This is a genomic window from Rhodovulum sp. 12E13, assembly GCF_003340565.1.
In the GTDB taxonomy this organism is placed as follows: domain Bacteria; phylum Pseudomonadota; class Alphaproteobacteria; order Rhodobacterales; family Rhodobacteraceae; genus HLUCCA09.
Genome location: NZ_QPLK01000006.1, coordinates 200124 through 215662, shown reverse-complemented (window position 1 = coordinate 215662; position 15539 = coordinate 200124). Strand labels below are relative to the sequence as shown.

The following is a 15539-nucleotide window of genomic DNA, read 5'->3' as shown; positions in this document are numbered from 1 at the left end:
TTGCTGGTCGACATCAAGAAACGCGGCCTCAAGGTGCCACCCGAGATCGCCGTGGGCGATGGGGCGATGGGGTTCTGGAAGGCCCTCGACGAAGTCTTTCCGGGCACGCGTCACCAGCGCTGCTGGGTTCACAAGACTTTCAACGTCCTGAACAAGTTCCCGAAATCCATGCATCCGGCGGTGAAGGCCGATCTGCGCGACATCTGGCAGGCCGAGACCCGCGCCGTCGCCGAGGCCGCCATGGACACCTTCGCCGAGAAATACGGGACGAAGTACGCCAAGGCGGTGACCTGCCTGACGAAGGATCGCGAGGCGTTGCTGTCCTTCTACGCCTTCCCTGCCGAGCACTGGGACCACCTGCGCACCGGCAACCCCATCGAGAGCGTCTTCGCCACCGTTCGGCACCGGACAGTCCGAACCAAGGGCGCGCTGTCCCAGAAGACGGCCAAGCTCATGGTCTTCAAGCTCGTTCAAGCCGCAGCGAAAACGTGGCGCCGACTGAAGGGCGCGAACCAGTTGCCACAGGTCATCGAAGGCGTCACATTCACCGACGGGGTCGCAGACCGCGACACCGAAACCCGCGCCGCCTGATCAGGCCGCATCACCCAAAATCGCGCATAGCTCCTTCATCCACCTCGACGATGCCGCTGAGTCTCTCGCTCGATGCGCCTTCCGAGGCCATCAACTCCCGTATGGCGTGGCCGATGCGCCAAGCCGCTTTCTGGGTAATGCCCAAGTGCCGCGCAAGGACAACCGACGAAATCCCCTTCGATGCGTTCAGCACGAGAAAGAACGCAAGGATCCAGGTCCGTAGTTCAAGCTTGGTCGCGTGCATTGGCGTTCGCGTCGTGACCGTGAACTGCCGACGGCACGCGCGCTGACGACACTGGTAGAGTCCCGGCCTCACGGAGGAGCCGCGGAGAGCCGTAGACTCCGTCGAGCCGCAATGCGGGCAGAGCCGTCCCTCCGGCCAGAGTAGAGCTTCGAGAAAGCATCGAGCGTCCTCCTCCGTGGGAAGCAGCGTGTAGATGTCGCGAACCGACCTGATCACCACCGTCATGTCCGACCCTCTGATCAACCGAAGGGGTCTCCTCGCGTGGCGAAGCGGAGGAAATATGGCACGATTCTGGCAAAGCTGGTTCCTCCTTGATGTCAGAAGGTTGCAGGCTCCTGCTTCTTTTGGGGGATAACGGCGAAGGGATTTGCGCCCCGCCCGCCGCGGTGAGGACGCCGAATCCACATTGATCGCCCGAGACCGCTCGTGCGCGGGCAGGCCGGGTCCGTGCCGTTCAGGCGCGTCCGACGCGCGCGAGGAGCGCCTCGCGGACAGCGGGGGTGACGAACTTCGACACGTCGCCCCCAAGCCGTGCGATCTCCTTGACCAGCTTGGAGGCGATCGCCTGGTGCTCGGCCTCGGCCATGAGGAAGACCGTCTCGATCGTGTTGTCGAGCTGGCGATTCATGCCGACCATCTGGAACTCGTACTCGAAATCGGCCACCGCCCGCAGGCCGCGCACGATCAGCTTGGCGCCCACGTCGTTGGCGCAGTCGATCAGCAGGTTCTCGAACGGGTGGGCCACGATCTCGCAGCCCGTGCGGTCGGCTATGGCGGCGACCTCGCTCTCGATCATCTCTACCCGCTCTTCCAGCGTGAAGAGCGGGCCCTTGTCACGATTGATCGCCACGCCGATCACCAGCCGGTCTACCAGCGCGGTGGCCCGGCCGATGATGTCGAGATGCCCGTGGGTGACGGGGTCGAAGGTGCCGGGATAGAGGCCGATGCGCATGGGTCACGCTCCCTGAGCCGCGTTCGGGCGCGCAGGTGCCCCAGCAGGGCCCGAAGCGCAACCCGGGGGCGCGGGGCGCCTGTCGGTGCGTTGCCCTAGAACCCCATGATCATGCCTTCGAGGGCGTCCTTTTCCATCGCCAGTTCCTCGAGCCGGTACTTCACCACGTCGCCGATGGTGATGAGCCCCACGAGCCGGCCGTTCTCGACCACGGGCATGTGGCGGAAGCGCTGCTCGGTCATCGTGGCGAGCACCGACACGGCCTTTTCGGCACGCGTGCAGCTGACGATCTTTTTCGTCATCAGCTTTTCCACCGGCTCGGCGAGGACGGCGGCGCCGCGGCGACCCACCTCGCGGACGATGTCGCGCTCCGACAGGATGCCGATGGGCGTGCCGTCGCCGTCGGCCACGACCAGCGAGCCGAAGCGCTTTTCGGCCAGGCGCCGGGCCGCCTCGAGCGCGGTGGCCCCGGGGCCGATCGTCTCGACATGGCTGCTGCCCTTGGATTTCAGGATGTTGGCGACGGTCATTCTTGCTCCTCCCTGCGTCTCCCTGTGACGCAGGGTCGGGGCCGGCAGCCCGGTCTGTCAACGAAAATACCGTCGCATGCCGTAGCGGGGTGCGGGCGGCGAAACCTCGCTTCCAGCCGCCGGACGGCTCGGCTAGGGTGCGCGCGAACCGGCCAAGGGAGGGAGCGATGGAGCAGATCGGGCACTGGGTGAACGGGGCGCGCGTGACCGGATCGGGTCGCACCGCCGATGTCTACAACCCCGCGACGGGCGAGGTGCAGGCGCAGGTGGCGCTGGCCTCGGCGTCCGAGGTCGACGCGGCGGTGGCCAGGGCCGCCGAGGCGCAGCCCGCCTGGGGCGCGACCAACCCGCAGCGCCGCGCCCGCGTACTGATGGAATTCGTCCGCCTCCTGAACCGCGACATGGACAAGCTGGCCGAGGCGCTCTCGCGCGAGCACGGCAAGACCCTGCCGGATGCCAGGGGCGACGTGCAGCGCGGGCTCGAGGTGGTCGAGTTCTGCATCGGCGCGCCGCATCTTCTGAAGGGCGAGTTCACCGACGGCGCCGGGCCGGGCATCGACATGTATTCCATGCGCCAGCCGCTGGGCGTGGTGGCCGGGATCACGCCGTTCAACTTCCCCGCCATGATCCCGATGTGGAAGTTCGCCCCCGCCATCGCCTGCGGCAACGCCTTCATCCTCAAGCCGTCCGAGCGTGACCCGTCCGTGCCGATGATGCTGGCCGAGCTGATGCAGGAGGCCGGGCTGCCCGACGGCATCCTGCAGGTCGTCAACGGCGACAAGGAGGCGGTCGACGCGCTGCTCGACAACGAGACGGTGCAGGCCATCGGCTTCGTCGGCTCCACGCCCATCGCGGAATACATCTATTCGCGCGGCTGCGCGGCCGGCAAGCGCGTGCAGTGCTTCGGCGGCGCCAAGAACCACATGATCGTCATGCCCGACGCCGACATGGACCAGGCCGCCGACGCGCTGGTGGGCGCGGGCTACGGCGCGGCGGGCGAACGCTGCATGGCGGTGTCGGTCGCCGTGCCGGTGGGCGAGGAGACGGCCGACCGGCTGGTGGAAAAGCTCGTGCCACGGATCGATAAGCTCAAGATCGCCCCCTACACCGCCGGCGACGACGTGGATTACGGGCCGCTCGTGACGGGGGCCGCCAAGGAGCGGGTGCTGGGGCTGGTGAACGCGGGCGTCGAGCAGGGGGCGGAACTGGTGGTCGACGGCCGCGACTTCCAGCTTCAGGGTTACGAGAGCGGCTTCTTCGTGGGGCCGCACCTGTTCGATCGGGTGACGCCCGAGATGGAAATCTACCGGCAGGAGATCTTCGGCCCCGTCCTGTCCCAGGTGCGGGCGGGCAGCTACGAAGAGGCGCTGGGGCTGGCGATGGACCACGACTACGGCAACGGCACCGCGATCTTCACCCGCGACGGCGACACCGCCCGCGACTTCGCCCACCGCATCAACATCGGGATGGTCGGCATCAACGTGCCGATCCCGGTGCCGCTCGCCTACCACACCTTCGGCGGCTGGAAGAAATCGGGCTTCGGCGACCTCAACCAGCACGGCCCCGATTCCTTCCGCTTCTACACCCGCACCAAGACGGTCACCGCACGCTGGCCGAGCGGCTTGAAGGAAGGCGGCGAGTTCCACTTCAAGGCGATGGAGTGAGGGGAGGCGCCCCACGCATCCGGTGACGCTCGGCCCGCCCGCATCGGTCTCGTTCTCCGCTCGATCAGGTGACGCCCGGCCGCAGGCCGGGCAGCGCCCGACCCTCCCCCCGGGAGGGCGCATGGGTGACGGTGCGCACCGGTCATCTGGCATGAGCGATGGTGGCGCCTCGCCCCGGGCAAACGACGCGCGCCCATGCGCCCTGCCCAGGGTCGGGCGCTGCCCTTCTCGCTCCCCGTGCGCAGGCCGCCTCGGTCAGCCCGGCGGGACACCTCCACCATCGCCGCTTGCGCGCCGCCCCGCCGCTTGCCACTCTTCCCCTCACACTAGGGCACAGGGGACGGGCGGATGGCGGAGGCGGCGCCGGCGTTCACGCTGGGGATCGAGGAAGAGTACCTGCTCGTCGACCGCGAGACGGGCGAGCTCGTCGCAGCCCCCCAGGCGCTGATGGACGAATGCGCGGCCGCGATCGAGGGGCAGGTCTCCCCCGAGTTCCTGCAATGCCAGATCGAGATCGGCACCAAGGTCAGCCCCGACATCGCCAGCGCGCGGGAGGATCTGCGCAAGCTGCGCACAACGGTCGCCGAATGCTGCGACGCCCACGGCCTCGCCCCCATCGCCGCCTCGTGCCACCCCTTCGCCGACTGGAAGACGCAGCACCACACCGACAAGGCGCGCTACAACCAGCTCCGCTCCGACCTGGCGGGCGTCGCGCGGCGGATGCTGATCTGCGGGATGCATGTCCATGTGGGCGTCGAGGGCGAGGAGCTGCGCATCGACCTGATGAACCAGCTCGCCTATTTCCTGCCGCACCTTCTGGCGCTCTCCACCTCGTCGCCCTTCTGGCAGGGCGAGGACACGGGGCTGTCCTCCTACCGGCTGACGGTCTTCGACAACCTGCCCCGCACCGGCCTGCCGCCGCAGCTCAACTCGTGGGCCGCCTACGAACGCACCACCGGCGTGCTCGTCGATCTCGGCATCATCGAGGACCAGTCGAAGATCTGGTGGGATCTGCGCCCCTCCTCGCGCTTTCCCACGATCGAGACACGCATCTGCGACGTGCCGCCGCGCATGGAGGACACGCTGACGCTGGCCGCCCTCATCCAGTGCATCTGCCGGATGCTGTGGCGGCTGTCGCGCCTCAACCAGCGCTGGCGGGCCTATGACGGCTTTCTGGTGGGCGAGAACCGGTGGCGCGCGCAGCGCTACGGCACCTCAGCCGGCATGATCGACTTCGGCGCAGGGCGCATCAAGCCGTTCGACGCGCTGGCCGAAGAGCTGATCGGCCTGCTCGCCGAGGATGCCGAAGCGCTCGGCTGCCTGTCGGAGGTGACCCGCGTGCAGGAGATCGTGGCGGGCGGCACCGGGGCCGACCGGCAGCGCGCGGTGCGCGACGAGGCGCTCGCGGCGGGCGCGACCGAGGCCGAGGCGATGCGCGCCGTGGTCGGCCGGCTCATCGACGAGTTCCGCGAGGGCCTCTGACGGGCCCCGGAGGATGGCCCCGCAGGACGGGCCCCGGCGTGGCGGGAGCCTCACATCGTCGAGAGCAGCGCGCCAACCGGCTGGACCGAGACGCGCTCCCGTGACAACTGGTGGGAGGGATTGCCGACAGAAGCGAACCGGAAGCGAGCGAGCAGAATGACCGACACGACACGCCTCACGCGCCGCCGCCTCATGGCGGCCGCCGGCGCCACCCTGCCCCTCATGGCCGCGCCGGCCATCCTGCGCGCGCAACAGGCCGCCGACCCGCTTGTGCAGTCGGGGCCCGCGCCGCGCCGCAACGTCTCGAGCTTCGTCCGGCAGGACTGGCGCGAGCATTTCGACCAGCTCGGCAAGGGGGCCATCGTCTGCGACACGCAGAGCCGTGCGCTGCACTACTGGTCGGGCGACGAGACGATCTACAAGCTCTACCCGACATCGGTGCCCCTGACCGAGGAGCTCACCCGCCGCGGCTACACCGAGGTCGTGCGCAAGAAGGTCGGGCCTTCGTGGACGCCCACCGCCTCGATGCGCGAGCGCGACCCGACCCTGCCCGAGTTCATGCCTGCGGGGCCCGGCAACCCGCTCGGCACCCATGCCATGTATCTCTCGTGGCCGGCCTACCTCATCCACGGCACGCACGACACGCGCAAGATCGGGCGCCGCTCGTCCTCGGGCTGCATCGGTCTCTACAACGAGCAGGTGGAAGAGCTGTTCGCGCTGGTCGAGATCGGCACGCAGGTCCGGTTGATCTGAGGCCTGCGACGCACTTGCGCGTCGCAGGCCCCGTCGCTAGGCCGGACTCCGGAGCGGCGGCACGGGTCGGGAATGGACGTCTATTTCACCGGGTCTTTCTGGCGGGGCTGGGGACCGATCAATGATCTGGTCACCCTGTCGGCACGGCTCTTTGGCGGCGCGGCCGTTCCCTCGGCGGGGCGCAAGCAACGGGTTCCCAAGCTGCGCAAGGCGTTGGCCGGCGTCTGGCCGCATCCGCGCGGCGGCGACCGGGTGGACCTGTGCATCGCCCGCAAACCCGGAGAGGTGACGGGTCTTCTCGCCACCCCGGCCTTCCGCGAGCGCCGCCATGCCCGCGCGCTCTGGATCATCGATAGTTTCTACCTCGAGGAATTGCGGCGTCCCGGCGTCCTGAAGGCCTTCGACGTTGTTGCCTACACCCGCGAGGCCGACGGGCCAGACTATCGGCGCCTTGCGGGCGACCGTGCGATGCATCTGCCCTGGGGCACGGACGCGCTCGACCACGGATCGGCCGCCCCAGCGCGAGAGTTCGACCTGCTGCGCGTCGGCCGTCAGCCCCCGGAATGGGACGACGACGAGATCCTTGCCCGGGCCTGTGCAGAGGCCGGCCTCAGCTTTCACGGTCGACCGCCCGATACTCCGCCCCGCGGGGCTGGCCGCGTCGATACCGCTCATCACGCGTTGATGCACTGGTATGGCCGCGCCCGGTTCGTCGCGGCCTTCTGCAACATCGCCGCTCCCAGCGGTGTGACGCATCCCACGCGAGCCTACCTGACCGGCCGCTGGACCGACGCACTGGCCTGCGGCGCCTCCGTGATCGGCGTTCCGCCGGCGGGCGAGTCGCACCTCGTGGACTGGCCCGGCGCGCTGCTGAAAACCGACGGCATCGACCGCGCGGGCGGCATCGGACGGCTGGTCGGGGCAGTGGCGGCGTGGACACCCGAGCAGGCCGCGCGCAACCATCTGGAGGCGCTGAAGCGGCTCGACTGGCGCTGGCGCCTCGCCGCACTGGCCGAACGCCTCTCGATCAGTGCGCCCGAGCTCGACGCCGACCTCGCCCGCCTGCGCGCCCGTATCGCCGAGTTGTCCGCCGCCGCGCCGCTGACGAGGACCGGGCAGACAGCGGGTTGCGGCACGGCGCCGACTCGACGAAATTGAACGGGCGGTCAATTCGCAGTCGGCGCCGAAGGCGCCCAAGGGAGGACGAGCATGGACTTCGCGCTGAGCGAGGAAGCGCGCGCAATCGAGGACATGGCGCGCGCCTTCGGAGAGGCCGAGATCGCCCCGCACGCGCGGACATGGGAGGCCGACGGCACCATCCCCCGCGCGTTGTGGCCGAAGCTGGCAGAACTGGGCTTCGGAGGTCTCTACGTCTCCGACGAGGCGGGCGGGACGGGGCTGTCGCGGCTCGAGGCGACGCTCGTCTTCGAGGCGCTGTCGCGCTCCTGCGCCTCGGTCGCGGCGTTCCTGTCGATCCACAACATGTGCGCGGCGATGCTCGACCGCTACGGGTCGGACGACCTCAAGGCGCGGTTCCTCGGCCCGGCCATCGGCATGGACACGGTCTTCTCCTACTGCCTGACCGAGCCCGGATCGGGCTCGGACGCCGCCGCGCTGACGACACGCGCCGAGCGGACGAACGAGGGCTGGCGCCTGACCGGGACCAAGGCGTTCATCTCGGGCGGCGGCTATTCCGACGCCTACATCGTCATGGCGCGCTCCGGGGGCGAGGGGCCGAAGGGCATCTCGGCCTTCGTGGTCGAGGAGGGCGCCGAGGGCCTGTCTTTCGGCGCGCTGGAGGAGAAGATGGGCTGGCGCTCGCAGCCTACAAGGCAGGTGCAGATGGATGCCTGCCCCGTCCCCGCGACCAACCTGCTGGGCGAGGAGGGGCGCGGCTTTGCCTACGCCATGGCGGGGCTCGACGGCGGGCGGCTCAACATCGCGGCCTGCTCGCTGGGCGCGGCGCAGCAGGCGCTCGAGGCGACCGTGGCCTACATGCGCGAGCGCCGCGCCTTCGGGCAGGCGCTGACGGAATTCCAGGCGCTGCAGTTCCGCCTCGCCGACATGGAGATCGAGCTGGAAGCCGCGCGCACCTTCCTGCGCCAGGCGGCATGGAAGCTCGACAACGGCGCCCCCGACGCCACCCGCGCCTGCGCCATGGCCAAGAAGATGGTGACCGAGGCGGGCAGCCGCGTGGCCGACCAGTGCCTGCAGCTGCACGGCGGCTACGGCTACCTCGCCGATTACGGGATCGAGAAGATCGTGCGCGATCTGCGGGTGCACCAGATCCTTGAGGGGACGAACGAGATCATGCGGCTGATCGTGGCCCGCTCGATGCTGGCGCCATGAGCACGGTAGAGGTGGACATCCGCAGGGAAGGCCGCGTCGGCCGGATCACGGTCAACCGGCCCAAGGCGCTGAACGCGATCACCCACGACATCGTGCGCGCGGTGTCGGAGGTGCTTCCCGCCTGGGCGGCGGACGACGACATCGCGATGCTGGTGATCGACTCCGCGGGCGACAAGGCGTTCTGTGCCGGCGGCGACCTGATGGAGATCTACCGCGCCGGGGTGGCGGGCGACTACGAACCGGCCCGTGCCTTCTGGCGCGACGAATACCGGATGAACGCCGCGCTCTTCCGCTTTCCCAAGCCCGTCGCGTCGTTCCTGCAGGGCTTCACCATGGGCGGCGGCGTGGGCCTTGGTTGCCACGGCTCGCACCGTGTGGTGAGCGACACCAGCCAGATCGCCATGCCCGAGACGTCGATCGGCCTCGTGCCCGACGTGGGCGGCTCGCTGCTGCTGGCGCAGGCGCCGGGGCGCCTGGGCGAATATCTCGCCACGACCGCCCGGCGGATGGGGCCGGGCGACGCGCTCCACGCCGGCTTCGCCGACTACTACGTGCCGGAGGAGCGCTGGGAGGCGCTGAAGGCCGAGCTCGTCGAGACGGGCGACTGGGCGGCGATCGACCGGGCCGCCAAAGCCGCCCCCGAAAGCACGCTCGCCGGCCTCGCCCCGGAGATCGACCGGCATTTCTCCGGCGAGCGGCTCGGCGACATCCTGTGCTCGCTCCGCGCGGAAGGAGGCGCCTTCGCCGAGGACGCGCTCGGCCGGATCGAGGGGAACGCGCCGCTGGCGATGGCGGCGGCGGTGGAGATGGTGCACCGGCTGCGCGGGCCGGCCGCGACGATCGAGCGGGCGCTCGATCTGGAGCACCGCTACACCTACCGCGCCATCGCGCAGGGCGACTTCCTCGAAGGCATCCGTGCGGCCCTCGTCGACAGGGACCGCGCGCCGAACTGGACGCACGCCCTCGACGCCGTTCCGGTGGCCGAGGTCGCGGCCATGCTCATGCCGCTGGGGGAAGCGGCGCTGGATCTGGGAGGACGGACATGAGGGTGGGTTTCATCGGCCTCGGCAACATGGGCGCGCCGATGGCCGCCAATCTGGCCACGGCCGGGCACGACGTGACGGGCCACGACCTGGCCGCGCCCTGCCCCGAGGGCGTGACACGGGCCGCGAGCGGGGTGGAAGCGGCCCGCGGCGCCGAGGTGGTGATCACCATGCTGCCCGACGGCGCGATCCTGCGGAAGGTGGCGGCCGAGCTGATCCCCGCAATGGAGACGGGCGCGATCCTGCTCGACTGCTCGACGGTCGACGTGGACAGCGCCCGCGCCGTGGCCGATCAGGCCGCGCAGGCCGGGCTCATGGCGCTCGACGCGCCCGTCTCGGGCGGCGTGGGCGGTGCGCAGGCGGGCACCCTCACCTTCATGGTGGGCGGCCCCGAAGAGGCCCATGCCCGCGCCCTGCCCCTCTTCGAGGTCATGGGCGCGAAGGCGGTGCATTGCGGCCCCGCGGGCAACGGGCAGGCGGCGAAGATCTGCAACAACATGATCCTCGGGGCGACGATGATCGTCACCTGCGAGGCCTTCGCGCTGGCCGACAAGCTGGGCCTGTCGCGGCAGGCGATGTTCGACGTGGTCTCGACCTCGTCGGGCCAGTCCTGGTCGATGACCACCTATTGCCCCGCGCCTGGCATCGGCCCGGCCTCGCCCGCCGACAACGGCTATCGCCCCGGCTTCGCTGCCGACCTGATGCTGAAGGACCTGCGCCTGTCGCAGCAGGCCGCCGAAAGCCACGACGCCGACACGCCGCTCGGCCTCGCCGCCATGCGGCTCTACGCGACATTCGTCGAGGAAGAGGGCGGAACGGGAACGGATTTCTCGGCCATGCTGCCCCGCTTCGAGGGGCGCGGGCGCGGCGACAACTGAGAAAGGCAAGGCGGACCGGCGCCGGGTGCCGTCTCGCACGGCCCCCTTCCCGGACCGGCGCCGGTTCAAGGGCGAGAGCGGGCCTGCATGTCGCCGAACGCTACGGGAAGACGCGCGTGGGCGGCAGCCTTGGTGTCAACGGCCTCGGAAGGCGCGCCGACCCGGGCGGTCGGGCGATCCCGACGATTCCCGATGCCGCCGCGGGACTGCACGACCGAGCGCCGACCCTCGCTCGGCGCATGAGGAGTCTGCCCTAACCTCCTGAAATCCATATTTTTGCCAACGCTCTCGCGCGCGGGGGAGGCACTCGACATCACGCCGTCAGGCGCGCCAGCATGTCGCCATCGGCCTCGACCAGCGCCCGACCCGCGTCGATCGCCTCCGCGGCCCGGTCGAGCTCCAGCACGCCGATATGGCCGAGCACCGCCTCCAGCAGGGCGTCCGGCGGGTCTGCCGCCAGCCTTGTGTCGCACAGGTAGCCGGTCAGAATGTCGATGGCGACGGAGACGACCTGCAGGTAGTCGGGCGCGACGTCTTCTTCCCGCTCGTCCTCTTTCACCGGGCGGAAGATTCCCTGAAGCGCCTCGGGCAGGTGCGAGACCAGAGACGGCGCGGCGAGGTCGGGCCAGAGTCCGCCGCCCTTCGGCCGTGTCCAGCAGGGCTGGGCGCCGCGGGCATTCGGGTTGACGCCGAGGATGCGGCGAAAGCCGAGCGCGCGCACCGCCGAGATGGGCACGGGATTGACGAGACCGCCGTCGAGCAGCCAACGCCCGTCGATCCGGTGAGGGCGGAAAACCCCGGGGATCGAGATCGAGGCGCGGACGGCGGCGCGCAGGTCACCGTCCGAGATCCATATCTCGCGGCCCGTCTCCATGTCGGTGGCGAGGAGGATGAGCGGTCGGTCGAGCTCCTCGATCCGCTCGGGCACGTCGAGATCGTCGAGGATGCGCCAGACGGCGCGGCCGGCGACCAGCCCGCCCTGCCCGAGACCAAGGTCGACATAGGACAGCACCTGCGCCCGCGTCAGACCGCGCGCCCATTCCTCCAGCTCCGCCAGCTTGCCGGCCGCCCAGGCCGCACCGACGAGCGCGCCCATCGAGCAGCCGGCGGCACCGCCGGGCGCGTGCCCCTTCTCCTGCAGCGCCCGAAGCACGCCGACATGACACCAGCCTCGCGCGCCGCCACCGCCCAGGGCGACCCCGAACCCCTCGCGCCACCTGTCCATCATGGCACCTCCCCGCACCGTCGCGCCAAGGGCTAGGCGAGGCGGCGCGCAAGGTCCAGAGGAGGCGGGATGCAAGGCCGTTCGAACGGCCTTGACCACGCGCGGGCACCCGCGCGTGCCACGGCGTTTGCAAACGCCGTGATCCAAGAGCCTTCGAAGGCTCTTGGCCTCCGCTCTACTCCGCGGCCAGCTTCCGCTCCGACAGCATGGGCTTGAGGTATCGCCCGGTATGGCTTGCCTCGATGCCGGCCACCTCTTCGGGGGTGCCGGTCGCCACGACCTGCCCGCCGCCATCGCCGCCCTCGGGGCCGATGTCGATCAGATGGTCGGCAGTCTTGATGACGTCGAGGTTGTGCTCGATCACGACCACCGTGTTGCCGGCATCGACGAGGGAATGCAGCACTTCCAGCAGCTTGCGGACATCTTCGAAATGCAGGCCGGTCGTCGGCTCGTCGAGGATGTAAAGCGTGCGACCGGTGGAGCGCTTGGCGAGCTCCTTCGACAGCTTCACCCGCTGCGCCTCGCCGCCCGAGAGGGTGGTGGCCTGCTGGCCCACCTTGATATAGCCCAGCCCCACCTCCATCAGCGCGTCCATCTTCTCGCGGATCGACGGCACCGCCTTGAAGAACTCCTGCGCATCCTCGACCGTCATCTCGAGAACGTCAGCGATGCTCTTGCCCTTCCACGTGATTTCAAGCGTCTCGCGGTTGTAGCGGGCGCCGTGGCAGGTCTCGCAGGTCACGTAGACGTCCGGCAGGAAGTGCATCTCGATCTTGATCACGCCGTCGCCCTGGCAGGCCTCGCAGCGCCCGCCCTTGACGTTGAAGCTGAAGCGCCCCGGCTTGTAGCCGCGCGCCTTGGCCTCGGGCAGGCCGGCGAACCAGTCGCGGATCGGCGTGAAGGCGCCGGTATAGGTGGCCGGGTTGGAGCGCGGCGTACGGCCGATCGGGCGCTGGTCGATGTCGATCACCTTGTCGAGGTGCTCCAGCCCCTTGATCGTCTCGCAGGGCGCGGGGGTGTGGCGGGCGCCGTTCAGGCGCATCGAGGCGGTCTTGAACAGCGTCTCGATGGTCAGCGTCGACTTGCCGCCGCCCGAGACGCCGGTGACGCAGACGAACTTGCCCAGCGGCACGTCCACCGTCACCTCGCGCAGGTTGTTGCCGGTCGCCTTGACGACGGTAAGCTGCTTTCCGTTGCCCTCCCGCCGCTCGGCGGGCACGGCGATCTCGCGCCGGCCGGCGAGGTAGTCGCCCGTCACCGACTCGGGCGTCTCCGCGATCTTCTGCGGCGGCCCTTCGGCGATGATCCGGCCGCCATGCACGCCCGCCCCGGGGCCGATGTCGAGCACCCAGTCGGCCTCGCGGATCGCCTCCTCGTCGTGTTCGACCACGATCACGGTGTTGCCCTGGTCGCGCAGGTTCTTGAGCGTGCCGAGCAGGCGGTCGTTGTCGCGCTGGTGCAGGCCGATGGAGGGCTCGTCGAGCACGTAGAGCACGCCCGTCAGGCCCGAGCCGATCTGGGAGGCGAGGCGGATGCGCTGGCTCTCGCCACCACTTAATGTTCCGGCTGCGCGAGAGAGCGTAAGATACTCCAATCCCACGTTGTTCAGGAATCCGAGGCGCTCGCGGATCTCCTTCAGGATGGCGCGGGCGATCTCGTTCTTCTGCTTCGTGAGGTGATCGGGCACCGTCTCGCACCAGTCGAACGCCTCGCGGATCGACTTCTGCACGACCTGCCCGACATGAACACCCGCGATCTTCACCGCCAGCGCCTCTTCCCGCAGGCGGTAGCCGTTGCAGGTGCCACAGGGGCGGTTGTTCTGGTAGCGCTCGAATTCCTCGCGGATCCATGCCGAATCCGTCTCGCGGTAGCGCCGCTCCATGTTGGGGATCACCCCCTCGAAGGGCCGCGACACCTGGTAGACCCGCCCGCCCTCGTCGTAGCGGAACGTGATCTCCTCCTCGCCCGAGCCGTAGAGGAAGACCTGCTTGACGTGGGCCGGCAGATCCTTCCACCGCGCCTTCGTGTCGAACTCGTAGTGCCTGGCGATGGCCTCGATCGTCTGCAGGAAGTAGGGCGACTTGCCCTTGCGCCACGGCGCGAGTGCCCCGTCACTGATCTTCAGCGTCGCGTCGGGCACGACCAACTGCTCGTCGAAGAACAGCTCCTGCCCCAGCCCATCGCACTCGGGGCAGGCGCCGAAGGGCGCGTTGAACGAGAACAGCCGCGGCTCGATCTCGGGGATGGTGAAGCCGCTGACGGGGCACGCGAAATTCTCGGAAAACGTGATGCGCTCCGGCTCGCCCTCGCCCTCGCCCTGGCGGGGGGCGGTCTCGAGGATGGCGATGCCCTGCGCGAGGTCCAGCGCGGTGCGGAACGAATCCGCCAGCCGCGTTTCCATCCCCTCGCGCACCACGATCCGGTCGACGACCACGTCGATGTCGTGGCGGTATTTCTTGTCGAGCTTGGGCGGATCGTCGAGCTCGTGGAACGCGCCGTCGACCTTCACGCGCTGGAACCCCTGCTTGCGCAGCTCCAGGAACTCCTTGCGGTATTCGCCCTTGCGGTCGCGCACGATGGGCGCGAGCAGGTAGCCGCGCGTGCCCTCCGCCATCCGCATCACCGCATCGACCATGTCCTGCACCTGCTGCGCCTCGATCGGCAGGCCGGTGGCGGGCGAATAGGGCGTGCCGACGCGCGCAAACAGAAGGCGCAGGTAGTCGTAGATCTCGGTCACCGTGCCGACGGTCGAGCGCGGGTTCTTGCTGGTCGTCTTCTGCTCGATCGAGATGGCGGGGGAGAGGCCGGTGATTTGATCGACATCCGGCTTTTCCATCATGTCGAGGAACTGCCGGGCATAGGCCGACAGGCTCTCGACATAGCGGCGCTGCCCCTCGGCATAGATCGTGTCGAAGGCGAGCGACGACTTGCCCGAGCCCGACAGCCCGGTGATGACCGTCAGCGTGTCGCGCGGGATGTCGACGTCGATCCCCTTGAGGTTGTGCTCGCGCGCGCCGCGCACCTCGATGTGCTTCTGCTCCGGCATGAGTCCCACCCCTCTGCTCGCCCGCACAAGGTAGGGGATATGGGGGTGCCGGCCAACGAGAAAATGAGAACGAAAGGTAAACATGCGGGGCGCGGAGAAGATTTCCGCGCAGTGAACGGCGCCCGACCCCAAGCTACGCCAAGAAGCCTGCCCGCAAGGTTGTCAGGCCCGGCGCCGGCGCAGCGCCGCGAGGCCGCCGAGCGCCCCGATCAGCAGCAGCCCGGGCGCAGGCAGCGGGATCACGGCGGGCGCCTCGGAGATCCGCAGGTTGTCCAGCGCCGGGCCGCGGGTGTCTTCGGGCGAGTCCGTCAGGCTCTCGAACGCGAGCGTCATGCTCTCGGCCCCGGCGGTGAAGAAGAAGCTCTCAGTCACCCACCCCATGGACGAGGAGCTCGTGCCGGTCGTGTCGAAATCGAACGTATCGCTCCGCCCGCCAACGGAGACCTGCAAGCTCTTGATCTCGCCCGAGCCGCCATCGGGATTGCCCGCGAGATCGAACAGAAGCGCATAGCGCTGCCCGACCGAGAAGCCGCTCAGCGCCTGCGAGATCGCGCCCTTCTGGTCTCCGTTGAGATCGAGGCTCTGGCTACCGTCCGAGGCCTCCCAAACAGCGGACGGCACAAGGTCCACCGTGCCGCTGTCCACTGTCCAACCTGGAAGGCTCGACAGAGTGTACCCGGTTCCGTCTTCGAAACTCGGACTCTAGATGGTGACGCTCGAGGCACCGGCGGGTGCCGCGGCGAGGGCGCCGACAAGCAGCGCGGCAGAGACGTGACGGACGG

General features: G+C 69.3%; 13 protein-coding genes and 1 pseudogene. 8 read left to right on the top strand and 6 right to left on the bottom strand.

Going from position 1 to position 15539, the window contains the following annotated elements; translation table 11 throughout:
• A partial coding sequence (locus DLJ49_RS07920; RefSeq protein ID WP_199533328.1) for an IS256 family transposase occupies window positions 1–591 on the top strand: 591 nt, incomplete at its 5' end.
• 34 nt (window positions 592–625) lie between these two features.
• Here the strand turns inward: DLJ49_RS07920 and DLJ49_RS07915 are convergent.
• From DLJ49_RS07915 to DLJ49_RS07905, 3 genes and pseudogenes are all read right to left on the bottom strand, one after another.
• A pseudogene (locus DLJ49_RS07915) lies at window positions 626–1060 on the bottom strand (transposase); the annotation flags it as partial.
• 229 nt (window positions 1061–1289) lie between these two features.
• On the bottom strand, window positions 1290–1787 hold the full coding sequence (coaD, locus tag DLJ49_RS07910) for a pantetheine-phosphate adenylyltransferase (RefSeq protein WP_115392990.1): 498 nt from the start codon (window positions 1785–1787) through the stop codon (window positions 1290–1292).
• 95 nt (window positions 1788–1882) lie between these two features.
• Window positions 1883–2317 carry a CBS domain-containing protein gene (locus DLJ49_RS07905; RefSeq protein ID WP_115392989.1) on the bottom strand — a complete coding sequence of 145 codons (435 nt, stop codon included), beginning with the start codon at window positions 2315–2317 and terminating at the stop codon, window positions 1883–1885.
• Between the two features lie 167 nt (window positions 2318–2484).
• Between DLJ49_RS07905 and DLJ49_RS07900 the strand changes: the two genes are divergently transcribed.
• The 7 genes from DLJ49_RS07900 to mmsB all read left to right on the top strand — a co-directional run bounded on the left by DLJ49_RS07900 (window position 2485) and on the right by mmsB (window position 10486).
• Entirely contained in the window at window positions 2485–3981 is a 1497-nt protein-coding gene (locus DLJ49_RS07900) for a CoA-acylating methylmalonate-semialdehyde dehydrogenase (RefSeq protein WP_115392988.1), read from the top strand.
• A gap of 348 nt (window positions 3982–4329) precedes the next feature.
• Complete coding sequence (locus tag DLJ49_RS07895) at window positions 4330–5463, top strand: carboxylate-amine ligase (RefSeq protein WP_115392987.1); 1134 nt, start codon at window positions 4330–4332, stop codon at window positions 5461–5463.
• Between the two features lie 156 nt (window positions 5464–5619).
• Window positions 5620–6216, top strand: coding sequence for a L,D-transpeptidase (locus DLJ49_RS07890; RefSeq protein ID WP_115392986.1), 597 nt, complete (start codon window positions 5620–5622; stop codon window positions 6214–6216).
• Between the two features lie 72 nt (window positions 6217–6288).
• Complete coding sequence (locus DLJ49_RS07885; protein ID WP_115392985.1) at window positions 6289–7374, top strand: CgeB family protein; 1086 nt, start codon at window positions 6289–6291, stop codon at window positions 7372–7374.
• Window positions 7375–7425: 51 nt separating this feature from the next.
• Complete coding sequence (locus tag DLJ49_RS07880) at window positions 7426–8565, top strand: acyl-CoA dehydrogenase family protein (RefSeq protein ID WP_115392984.1); 1140 nt, start codon at window positions 7426–7428, stop codon at window positions 8563–8565.
• On the top strand, window positions 8562–9611 hold the full coding sequence (locus DLJ49_RS07875; protein ID WP_115392983.1) for an enoyl-CoA hydratase/isomerase family protein: 1050 nt from the start codon (window positions 8562–8564) through the stop codon (window positions 9609–9611). Before DLJ49_RS07880 ends, DLJ49_RS07875 begins: the two co-directional genes overlap by 4 nt.
• Complete coding sequence (gene mmsB, locus DLJ49_RS07870) at window positions 9608–10486, top strand: 3-hydroxyisobutyrate dehydrogenase (RefSeq protein ID WP_115392982.1); 879 nt, start codon at window positions 9608–9610, stop codon at window positions 10484–10486. Before DLJ49_RS07875 ends, mmsB begins: the two co-directional genes overlap by 4 nt.
• A 313-nt stretch (window positions 10487–10799) precedes the next feature.
• On the opposite strand, the gene DLJ49_RS07865 is transcribed toward mmsB, so the two are convergent.
• The 3 genes from DLJ49_RS07865 to DLJ49_RS07855 all read right to left on the bottom strand — a co-directional run bounded on the left by DLJ49_RS07865 (window position 10800) and on the right by DLJ49_RS07855 (window position 15426).
• Window positions 10800–11714, bottom strand: coding sequence for a patatin-like phospholipase family protein (locus DLJ49_RS07865; RefSeq protein ID WP_115392981.1), 915 nt, complete (start codon window positions 11712–11714; stop codon window positions 10800–10802).
• A 172-nt stretch (window positions 11715–11886) separates the two neighbouring features.
• A complete protein-coding gene (gene uvrA / locus DLJ49_RS07860; protein WP_115392980.1) occupies window positions 11887–14757 on the bottom strand; it encodes an excinuclease ABC subunit UvrA in 2871 nt (956 codons plus the stop codon).
• 162 nt (window positions 14758–14919) lie between these two features.
• A complete protein-coding gene (locus tag DLJ49_RS07855) occupies window positions 14920–15426 on the bottom strand; it encodes a choice-of-anchor C family protein (protein ID WP_115392979.1) in 507 nt (168 codons plus the stop codon).
• Window positions 15427–15539: the final 113 nt, after the last annotated feature.